This window comes from Bradyrhizobium sp. (assembly GCF_049691595.1).
Taxonomy (GTDB): domain Bacteria; phylum Pseudomonadota; class Alphaproteobacteria; order Rhizobiales; family Xanthobacteraceae; genus Bradyrhizobium.
Genome location: NZ_JBAVNZ010000531.1, coordinates 1 through 10115, shown reverse-complemented (window position 1 = coordinate 10115; position 10115 = coordinate 1). Strand labels below are relative to the sequence as shown.

General features: G+C 62.3%; 10 protein-coding genes and 1 tRNA gene. All 11 read left to right on the top strand.

What is annotated here, in order from left to right; genetic code table 11:
* On the top strand, positions 1–516 hold a 516-nt coding region (locus WCE35_RS21515), incomplete at its 5' end, for a TRAP transporter large permease subunit (protein ID WP_424595334.1).
* A gap of 111 nt (positions 517–627) precedes the next feature.
* Positions 628–1230 (top strand): Spy/CpxP family protein refolding chaperone, encoded by a 603-nt coding sequence (locus tag WCE35_RS21510; protein WP_424595333.1) that lies wholly within the window; start codon positions 628–630, stop codon positions 1228–1230.
* Between the two features lie 169 nt (positions 1231–1399).
* Positions 1400–1475 (top strand) — tRNA-Lys (locus tag WCE35_RS21505).
* A 688-nt stretch (positions 1476–2163) separates the two neighbouring features.
* On the top strand, positions 2164–3318 hold the full coding sequence (locus WCE35_RS21500) for a transporter substrate-binding domain-containing protein (protein WP_424595332.1): 1155 nt from the start codon (positions 2164–2166) through the stop codon (positions 3316–3318).
* Positions 3315–3962 carry an ANTAR domain-containing response regulator gene (locus WCE35_RS21495; protein ID WP_424595331.1) on the top strand — a complete coding sequence of 216 codons (648 nt, stop codon included), beginning with the start codon at positions 3315–3317 and terminating at the stop codon, positions 3960–3962. Before WCE35_RS21500 ends, WCE35_RS21495 begins: the two co-directional genes overlap by 4 nt.
* 20 nt (positions 3963–3982) lie before the next feature.
* On the top strand, positions 3983–5224 hold the full coding sequence (locus WCE35_RS21490; protein ID WP_424595330.1) for an urea ABC transporter substrate-binding protein: 1242 nt from the start codon (positions 3983–3985) through the stop codon (positions 5222–5224).
* 99 nt (positions 5225–5323) lie between these two features.
* Complete coding sequence (locus WCE35_RS21485; RefSeq protein WP_424595329.1) at positions 5324–6196, top strand: ABC transporter permease subunit; 873 nt, start codon at positions 5324–5326, stop codon at positions 6194–6196.
* A 16-nt stretch (positions 6197–6212) separates the two neighbouring features.
* Positions 6213–7274 (top strand): branched-chain amino acid ABC transporter permease, encoded by a 1062-nt coding sequence (locus WCE35_RS21480; protein WP_424595328.1) that lies wholly within the window; start codon positions 6213–6215, stop codon positions 7272–7274.
* Positions 7274–7990: an ABC transporter ATP-binding protein gene (locus tag WCE35_RS21475; RefSeq protein ID WP_424595327.1), complete on the top strand. Its 717-nt coding sequence runs from the start codon at positions 7274–7276 to the stop codon at positions 7988–7990. Before WCE35_RS21480 ends, WCE35_RS21475 begins: the two co-directional genes overlap by 1 nt.
* The gene (locus WCE35_RS21470) at positions 7983–8696 is read left to right on the top strand and encodes an ABC transporter ATP-binding protein (RefSeq protein ID WP_424595326.1); all 714 of its coding nucleotides are present in this window, start codon (positions 7983–7985) and stop codon (positions 8694–8696) included. Before WCE35_RS21475 ends, WCE35_RS21470 begins: the two co-directional genes overlap by 8 nt.
* Before the next feature lie 34 nt (positions 8697–8730).
* A complete protein-coding gene (locus WCE35_RS21465; RefSeq protein WP_424595325.1) occupies positions 8731–9720 on the top strand; it encodes an acetamidase/formamidase family protein in 990 nt (329 codons plus the stop codon).
* The last annotated feature ends 395 nt before the right edge of the window (positions 9721–10115 follow it).

The window sequence follows — 10115 nt, the reverse complement described above, 5'->3', positions numbered from 1 at the left end:
CGCGACATGTCGCTGAAGGACGTGCCGAGGGTGCTGCTCGGCTCCGCCAACATGAGCGCGATGATCCTCTATATCATCACCAATGCGGTGCTGTTCTCGTTCCTGATGGCGAACGAGAATATTCCGCAGCAGATCGCGGCGTGGATCACCTCGATCGGGGTCGACTGGATCATCTTCCTTTTGGTGGTCAACGTGCTGCTGCTGCTGGCGGGCAATGTGATGGAGGCATCCTCGATCGTGCTGATCATGGCGCCGATCCTGTTTCCGGTGGCGGTCAAGCTCGGCATTCACCCGGTGCATCTCGGCATCCTGATGGTCGTCAACATGGAAGTCGGGATGTGCCACCCGCCGGTCGGTCTCAATCTTTATGTGGCCTCCGGCATCGCCAAGATGGGGATCACCGAACTGACGATCGCGGTGTGGCCGTGGCTTCTGACCATGCTGATCTTCCTCGGCATCGTCACCTACGTGCCTGATATCTCGCTCTGGCTGCCGCGGGCGCTCGGCATGCTGTAGGGGGCGCCGCATTACATTTTTGTAAGGGTGGCTTGCCTGTCCAAACGGTAAGTTGAACGCGCGTCGGCGCGGGCCCATCTTTGACGCGAGCTTTTTCAAAAGGAGGCTTGCATGAGAAATTTCGCCATCGCCGGTATCGCGGCGCTTGCCATCGCCGGTTCGACCGCCGTTTATGCCCAGCACCACCATTGGTCCCATGGCTATATGCGGATGAACCCCGAGGACAGGGCGGCCTTCCTCGATGCGCGGATCGCCGCGGTGCACGCCGGCCTCAAGCTGACGCCGGATCAGGAAAAATTGTGGCCGCCGGTCGAGGCCGCCGTGCGCGATTTCGCCAAGCTGCGGATCGATCGCGCCAATGCGCGGATCGACGCGCAGAAAAGCGCTTCCCCGGACGCGCAGAAGCCGGACGATCCGGTTACGCGGCTGCGTGAGCGCGCCGACAACATGACGACCACGGCGAGCGCGCTGAAGAAGATCGCCGATGCCGCCGATCCGCTCTACAAGACGCTGGACGACAGCCAGAAACGCCGCCTCGCTTTCCTGACCCACATGGAGCATCGGTTCGGCGCCGACGGCTGGCGGCGCCACGGTTTCGAGCGGGGCATGGATCGCGGCTTCGATCGCGACGATGGCCGCCGGGATCGCGGTAGTGAGCGGGATCGCTCCGACCGTGATGGCGGACCGGACCGCGACGGCTCCGGGCGGCTCTGACCGCCCTCGGTCGACTGGAGCATCAGGCAAAGCCGCTGCAATCCAGCGGCTTTTTGCGGCTGGCGCCTCTGGTCAATGACCGGGAAAACCTCCGCCGCTTTGCTGGACATCGATGGGTCGCTTTGCTAAACGACGCCCTCTTGCGAGGGTCTTTTCCGGACTTGCTTCCGGGCGCATAGCTCAGTTGGTAGAGCAGATGACTCTTAATCATCGGGTCCCAGGTTCGAGCCCTGGTGCGCCCACCATCGCAATCAATGACGTAGCCGCATTCCCGGCATCTATTCCGACAAATCACGGACCGCTATTCCGACAAGTCGGCTGGTTTGTTTGCTCGGCACGGCGTTTTTGAACCCCGGAGATTAGCTGCTTGCGGGTGCACCTGGCGTTCGTGGGCAATTGCCGCGCCGACCGATGGCGGTCTGCTGTGCCCAGCTCGGCATCGGACAGATCAGAGGCTGCGCCTTCCGTAAAGCCACCGTGGCGAAACGACGTGAATGACAGCCCGTCGCAAATATTGCGACCGCACGCGGCTCCATCGGCAGGCGCAAATCTTTGTGTCGCCTTGCAGCATCCATTTCGAAGGCGGCATCCGGCAGAATATCGAGAGGGGCTCGCCCGATCTCGCGCTGGATGGTCGCAAACGGTTGTCGTTGACCGCCATGCACGTGACCGTTGCCGTGCCCTTGATCAATTGGCGCACACTATTTGTACAAGCTGCTCACAAAGCGTCAGACCAAGGGAATTTCGGATCGCTCTTTCCAAAATGCCGTCCGCCGCGACAGATATTCCTTGACAGAAGCGGTCTTCCGAGGGAGCCTTGATTGCGAGCGCTGGGCAAAGCTGCCCCCGATGGCGCCACCCAATTTGCAATGCTCCTTTGACGGCAATGTTCGCCGGGCCTGAACGACCAGGCTTGTTGCGTTGGGTTGTGGCATGGCGCCAAGAAATATTCAGGTCGGCTTTCTGTTCTCGTCGACGGGATCGTACGAGCTGGTCTCGCGGTCGATGTTGAACGGCGCCTTGCTGGCGGTCGAGGAAATCAACGCTTCCGGCCTCGACATCGAGATCGAGCCGACGGTGCTCAACCCCGGCGGAGTCCTCTCCCAATATTCGGCTCTCGCGGAGACGTTGTTGCGACGCAATATCCGTCACGTGGTCGGCTGCTACACGTCGTCGTCGCGCAAGGAAGTTATCCCGCTGTTCGAAAAGCATGACGCGCTGCTGTGGTATCCGTCGCACTACGAAGGCTTCGAGAGCTCCACCAACGTGATCTATACGGGGGCTGCCCCCAATCAGCACGTCTTGCCGCTGGTCGAATATCTGCTTCAGCATCACGGCCATCGGGCGTTCTGCGTCGGCTCGAATTACATCTGGGCCTGGGAAAACAACCGGATCCTGCGCGAGAGTGTGACCGCACGCGGCGGGTCGGTGTTGGCCGAGCGCTATTTCGCCGTCGGCGAGGAGGATTTCGGTCAGGTGATCGAGGCGATCCTCGAAGCGCGTCCCTCCTTCGTGTTCCTGACGCTGATCGGTACCTCGGCCTACAAGTTTTTCCGCGACTTCAGGGCTGCATGCCGCGCCCGCGGCATCGATCAGGCCCGGGAAATCCCCGTTGCAAGCTGCTCGCTTTCGGAGCCTGAGCTCGAGGCCATCGGCGACGAGGCGGTCGACGGCCACCTGAGTTCGAGCGTCTATTTCTGTTCGATCCAAAGCCCGGAGAACCTTCGCTTCCTCCGGGCTTACGCGTCGCGCTACCCGGAGCGGTCGACGGCATCCGCCGATGCAGAGGCGTCTTATAACGCGGTCTGGCTGTTGGCACACGCCGCCGTGACGGCGAAGTCCACCGACCCGCGCTCCGTCAAGGCGGAAATCATCCACCAGCGTCTCGACGCGCCGCAGGGCAAGGTCTGGATCGACGAGCAAACCTTTCATGCCTATCTGACGCCCCGGATCGGACGTTCCAATCGCGGTGCGAGGTTCGATCTGGTGGGCGAGGCCCGGGCGCCGGTTCAGCCCGATCCGTATCTGGTGCGCAGTTCCTCGCGCTTCGAAGCTGCCGCCGCTCCCTCGCTGAGGCTCGTGTCATGACCGAAGCGAGCCTGCTGCAGAATTTCAGTGGCGGCCGCGCCATCGTCGTGACGGACCGGGCGTCATCGCTCGAGGTGCTGACGACGACCCTGGCCCGCCTCGGCGTTGCGACCGATCCGGCGGATATCGTCGAGACCGCCGCGGCGATCGATGTCGCGGCGCTGCAGCCCGAGCGCGACATCATTTTCATCGACGGTGACGTCGGCGACGGAGCGGCACTCCCGCTCAGCCCGATCGCTCGCCTGCCGCCGGCGCCGATCATCGGCCTGCTCGGCGTCAGCGCCCCCAGCCGCCTCAAGGCGCTGATGCGCGCGGGCGCGACCTCGTTCCTCCGCAAGCCCATCCATGGCGCGGCGGTCTATCCGGCGCTGTTCGTCGGCGTCAACGAATATCGACGCCATCGGCATCTCGAGACCCGGCTGGAAGATCACGAGCGTCGCCGCCGCGGTCGGCGGGATGTGGTCAAGGCGATTATCCGGACGATGGTCAGGGACGGCATCGACGATGACGAAGCTTACGATCTGCTCCGACGGCGCAGCATGAAGACGCGCCAGACGATGGAAGATCTGTGCAAAGACTTGATCCGATCGGCAGACGGGCAAGACGACGGCGAACGCGTTCCGAGGAGAAAACTCGCCGACTAATCTCAACAGAGGAGAGGCAGATGCTTGACAATATGGTAAGGGGGGCGCGTCTCGCGTCCCTCATCGGGGTCGGCTTGCTCGCAGCAGGCTCGGCCTACGCGGCGGACCCGATCAAACTCGGCGTCCTCGAAGATCAATCCGGCGACTTCGCGCTGGCGACCATCGGAAAGGTCCATGGCATTCAGCTCGCCACCGATGAAATCAATGCCGCCGGCGGCATCTCCGGTCGCAAGCTCGAACTGGTGATCTATGATACCCAGTCGGACAACACCCGTTACCAGGAATTCATGAGACGGGTGCTTCAGCGCGACAAGGTCAATGTGGTGTTTGCCGGATTTTCCAGCGCCTCGCGTGAGGCCTACCGCCCGATCGTCGACCAGCTTGACGGTTTCGCCTTCTACAATAATCAGTACGAAGGCGGCGTCTGCGACGGCCACATGGTTGTGACCGGCGCGGTACCGGAGCAGCAGTTTTCGACCCTGATCCCGTGGATGATGGAGAAGTACGGCAAGCGGGTCTACACCATCGCAGCCGATTACAATTTCGGCCAGATCTCGGCGGAGTGGGTCCGCATGATCGTCAAGCAGAAGGGCGGCGAGATGGTCGGCGAAGAGTTCATCCCGCTCGGCGTGTCGCAGTTCTCGCAGACCATCCAGAACATCCAGAAGGTCAAGCCGGACGTGCTGATCACGTTGCTCGTCGGCACCGCGCAGGCGTCCTATTACGAGCAGGCCGCCGCGGCGAACCTGAAGATTCCGATGGGCAGCTCGGTCAATGTCGGCCAGGGCTACGAGCACAAGCGTTTCAAGCCGCCGAGCCTCGCCAACATGTACGCGACGGTGAATTATGTCGAGGAGGTCGATACGCCGGCGAGCAAGGCGTTCGTGGCGAAGTGGAAGGCGAAATTCCCGAATGAGCCTTACATCAACCAGGAAGCGGAGAACTCCTACCACGCCGTCTATCTCTACAAGCAGATGGTCGAGCGCGCCGGCGGTTCGACGGCGCGGGCTGATTTGCGGGCGGTAATTGCCAAAGGCGATGTCTGTGTCGACGCGCCTGAAGGCAAGGTCTGCATCGATCCGAAAAGCCAGCACGCCTCGCACACCATCTACATGGCGAAGGTCGGCGACGATCACTCCATCACCTTCCCGCAGGTCTGGAACGATATCAAGCCATACTGGCTTGGCGAGGCCGGGTGCGACCTCACCAAGAAGGACCCGATGGCGCAGTACACGCCGAGCAATCCGCCGCCAAAACCCTGACCGCGGCGATATCGGGGGGCGCTCGGCGCCCCTCGATATCCGCATCGGCGTTTCGCGCACGGGTGCCCGGAAGAGAATGCTCTTCACCCGAGGTATCGGATGGATTTCCTGAGTTCGCTGTTCGGATTCGTCTACCAATGCGGCGACGCATTCGCATTTCTCGTGCTGGCCGCGTGCGGGCTGGCGGTGATTTTCGGCATGATGGGCGTGATCAATCTCGCCCATGGCGAGTTCATCATGTGCGGGGCCTATGTGACCGTGGCGACGGGGCGGGCCGGTCTGTCACTGCCGCTTGCAATCCTGTGTGGAGCGCTTGCCGCCGGAACCGTCGGGCTGATCGTCGAGCGCCTCGTTATCCGGCAGCTCTACGACCGGCCGATGGACACCATTGTCGCAACCTGGGGACTGAGCCTGATTGCCACGCAGGGCACCTTGATCGTGTTGGGATCGAGCATGCCGGGTGTCGGCGTTCCGCTCGGCAGTTTCACGGTCGGCGCCTATTCCTACTCGACCTATCGTCTGGTGCTGATCCTCGCCGCGCTGACAATTCTCATCGGGCTCTATCTCGCGTTCAACAGGACGAAGTTCGGAATTCTGGCCCGCGCCACCATCCAGCTGCCGCACATGGCGGAAGCCTTGGGCGTCGACACCAAACTGGTCTACAGCATGACCTTTGCATCGGGTGCGGCGCTCGCGGGGCTGGTCGGCGGGCTCTATGCGCCGACCATGACCATCGTGCCGACCATGGGCAGCACGTTCATCATGGAGGCGTTTGTAACGGTCGTTGTCGGTGGCGCCGATATCTTTCTCGGCACGGCACCCGCCGCTGCCGTGCTGGGAGTGGTCAAGGCCGCGATGACGTCGTGGCAGGGGCAATTGTTCGGACAGATCGGACTGCTGATCGCGGTGATCATCGTCATTCGCGTACTTCCAAAGGGAATCTCGGGCTTCATCCTGCGCGAGCGAAGTTGAGAGAGCAGCTTTGGACATGACGCGGCACCTGCGGTTCATCCGTCTGCTCGAGGGCCCCCAGACGCTGGGCCGTGGCCCGGTATTCTGGGGCGCTGCCGGCGCGGTCCTGCTCGCGGCGGGGATCTATCCGCTGCTGGCGGATGGCTACACGGTCGGCAACACCGTCTATTTCTTCAACTGGACGTTCATGGCGCTCGGGCTCTGCCTGATCTGGGGTTATGGCGGCACGCTCAGCTTCGGACAGACCGCGTTCTTCGGCCTGTCGGGATATGCCTACGGCGTTCTTACCCTCAACTTTGGCGCCGCTTACGGCTTCACGCTGCTTGCCCTGATTGCCGCGCTGGCCTGCAGCGCGATGCTTGCTGCCGTGCTCGGCTACTTTCTTTACTTCGGCCGGATCAGCGGCGTCTTCCTCGGCATCGTTACGCTCTCGGTCACGCTGGTGTTCGAGCGCTTCATGGCCCAGACCGCTGGTCCCGAATGGCATGTCGGCGTCGCACGCCTGAACGGCTTCAATGGCATGAGCGGCATGCCGCCGCTGACGCTGCCGTGGTTCGGCGGTGCCCTCGTGCTGTTTCCGGATGTCGGCCTGTATTATCTGGTTCTGACGCTGCTGGTGCTGGCCTATCTCGGCCTCCGCATGCTCGTGAACTCCAAGTTCGGCAATGTGCTGGTGGCGATCCGGGAGAATCCCGAGCGCGCGGAGATGCTGGGCTACGACGTGCGAAAATATCAGCTGGTGGCGTTCGTGATCGGCGCGGTAATGGCCGGGCTCAGCGGCGCGCTCTACACCTCGTGGGGCCAGTATATCACGCCGTCGAGCATGAGCATCACCGCGGCCGCCCTGCCGATCGTCTGGGTCGCGGTCGGCGGCCGCGGCGACCTGACCGCCACGCTGATCGGGACCCTCGCGGTGCTGGCGGCGTTCCAGGCGCTGACGATCTATGGCAGCCAGTATGCGCTGGTGGTGATGGGTCTGCTCTTGGTTGCGACGGTGCTGATCGCGCCGGGGGGATTGATCGTCACCTTCGCCAAATTCGTCGGCCGGATGCGGCATGGTTCGAAGGAAGCGGCCTGATGTCCATTCTCGAAACGCGTGGTCTCAACAAACGCTTCGGTGGCCTGCACGTCACCGCGGACGTCGACCTTGCGCTCGAGGAGGGCGAGATTCATTGCCTGATCGGCCCCAATGGCGCCGGCAAGAGCACGCTGTTCCGCCTCATCCTGGGCGAGCACGCGCCGTCCAGCGGCAGTATTCTTTATGCCGGCCAGGACATCACCCGGCTGAAGTCGTTCGAGCGGATCCGGCGCGGCATGAGCGTCAAGTTCCAGGTGCCCGGCATTTTCAAGGCGCTGAGCGCGCGGCAGAACCTGGAAATCGCCCTCCAGCATCATCTCGAGGGTGGTTCGCTCGACGCAGAGGCCGACCGGCTGCTCGATTTCCTCCATCTACTGGATGTCGGCGCGCAGCTCGCGGGTAATCTCAGCCACGGCCAGCAACAATGGCTCGAGATCGGCATGGCTATCAGCCTGAAACCAAAACTGTTGCTGCTGGACGAGCCGACCGCCGGCATGTCACCGGAGGAGACGATCGCCACCGGCGAAATCGTCAAGACCCTGAACGCCGGCGGCGTCACCATTCTCGCGATCGAGCATGACATGAGTTTTGTCCGGCAGGTAGCGAGGCGGGTCACAGTGCTGCATCTCGGCCGGATCTTCGCGCAGGGGACCATCGAGGAGATCGTCGCCGACGAGCGCGTCGCGGCGATCTATCTGGGGCATGGCCATGCGTAGGGAAATCGTGCTCTCCGCGCTCAAGCTCCGGTCCGGCTACGGAGGCAAGCCGGTGCTGCAGGGCATCGACATGGATGTGCGCGAAGGCGAGATCGTCGCGGTGATCGGCCGCAACGGTGTTGGCAAGTCGACGCTGATGCGGACGCTGATCGGGCTGCTGCCGCCGACAGAAGGCCGCATTGTGTTCAAGGGGGAGGATATCAGCGCGCTGGCGGCGCACCGCCGCGCCCGCCTCGGTATCGGTTACGTGCCGCAGGGCCGCGACGTCTTCCCGCGCATGAGCGTCGAGGAGAACCTCAGGGTCGGCGAAATGACTGGCGGAAAGGTCGGCCCCGAAGACTACCAGCGGGTCTACGCCACGTTTCCGATCCTCGCCGAGCGGCGCAGCCAGCGGGCCGGAATCCTGTCCGGCGGCCAGCAGCAGCAACTGGCGATCGGCCGCGTCATGATCGGCAAGCCGTCGCTGATTCTGCTGGATGAGCCCTCGGAGGGCATTCAGCCGTCGATCGTGCAGGACATCGCGCGCACCATCGTCGATCTCAATCGCCAAACCAGCGTCACGATCATGTTGGTCGAGCAGAACCTCGACATGATCCGCGCCATGGCGCAGCGCTGCTACGTCATGGACAAGGGCAGGGTCGTCGCCGAACTGGCGCCGGCGGACCTTGACGATCGCGAGGTCGTGCGACGCCATCTCGCCGTCTGAGCCGAATTTTCAACCAGCAGGAAGGATCATCAACATGTCATGGCTCGAAACCTCCATCATGGCCCGCAGAGGCCTCGCGAAAGGCAAGCCCGGCAAGACTCATTCCATCACCGAACAGAGCCAGGGCAAATATCACTATGTCTACGGTCCCTATGCGAAGCCGGTATTGACGGTGGATCCGGGGGCCGTGATATCGGCCGAAACGCACGATGCGTTCGAGGGCAAGATCAAGCATGAAACGGACAAGCCAAGCGAGATACTGAATTTCCCGTTCCTCAATCCACAGAACGGGCCGATCTATGTCAACGGCGCGGAGAAGGGTGATACCCTTGCGGTGTACATCAAGTCCATTGTGCCGCGCGGGCCGCAGCCGGTGGGAACGACCTGCCTGATCAGGGAATTCGGCGGCCTGGTCGCGACCGGCGATACCGCACTGCTCAATCCCCCGCTGCCCGAGCGGGTCAAGAAGGTCGAGGTCACGCTGGAGGGCGGCATTAAATGGAGCGACAAGCTGACGCTGCCTTATCAGCCCTTCATCGGAACCATCGGCACCTCGCCGGAGATCGAGGCGATCACCTCGCTGCAGCCGGACTATTATGGCGGCAACATGGATTTGCCCGATGTCGCGGTGGACGCGGTGATCTATTTGCCGGTCAACGCGCCCGGCGCGCTGCTGTATCTGGGCGACTGCCACGCCACGCAGGGCGATGGCGAGCTGTGCGGCGTCGCACTGGAGCATCCGACCGTCACCACGTTGCAGGTCGATCTCATCAAGAAATGGACCTTCAAATGGCCGCGGCTGGAAAACGATAGGTTCTTCATGACGATCGGCTCCGGCCGGCCGATGGAAGACGCCGCCCGCATTGCATACCGCGAACTGGTTCGCTGGATGGCCGCCGATTTCGGCTTCGCCGAACTCGACGCGTACATGCTTCTGACCCAATGCGGCCGCGTGCGTCTCGGCAACATGGTCGATCCGAAATACACGCTCGGGGCGTCGATCCTGAAATCCTATCTCACCTGATCTCGAGACGGCGGACGCGGCGGCGACAGGTCAGGAAAATCAGCGGAGGCTGGCTTGTCGCACCTCGTTCCCCGATCGGACGACCAGTTCAGCACCTACGGCGTTCGCCTTCTATCAGGTGGGCAGTCTCACCTATGGAACGGCGCACGCCAGCCCTGCGTTCGACAGCCCCAATTTCAACGCAGGCAATTATGCCGCCAACGTCGCCGGCGAGTTACGGTGACAGTTCACTAAATGCCAAATGCCGATGTTACTCAGTTTACAAAATTTAGTAAATTAAGTGCACTGTCACCGTAACTCGATTTACAATTCGGCCGTACCGCATTGATCCCGTTAGGGCGCATGTCGTTGAAGTTGACAGCCAGGCCCTTGAGATACCGTCGTAAGCCTGAGAC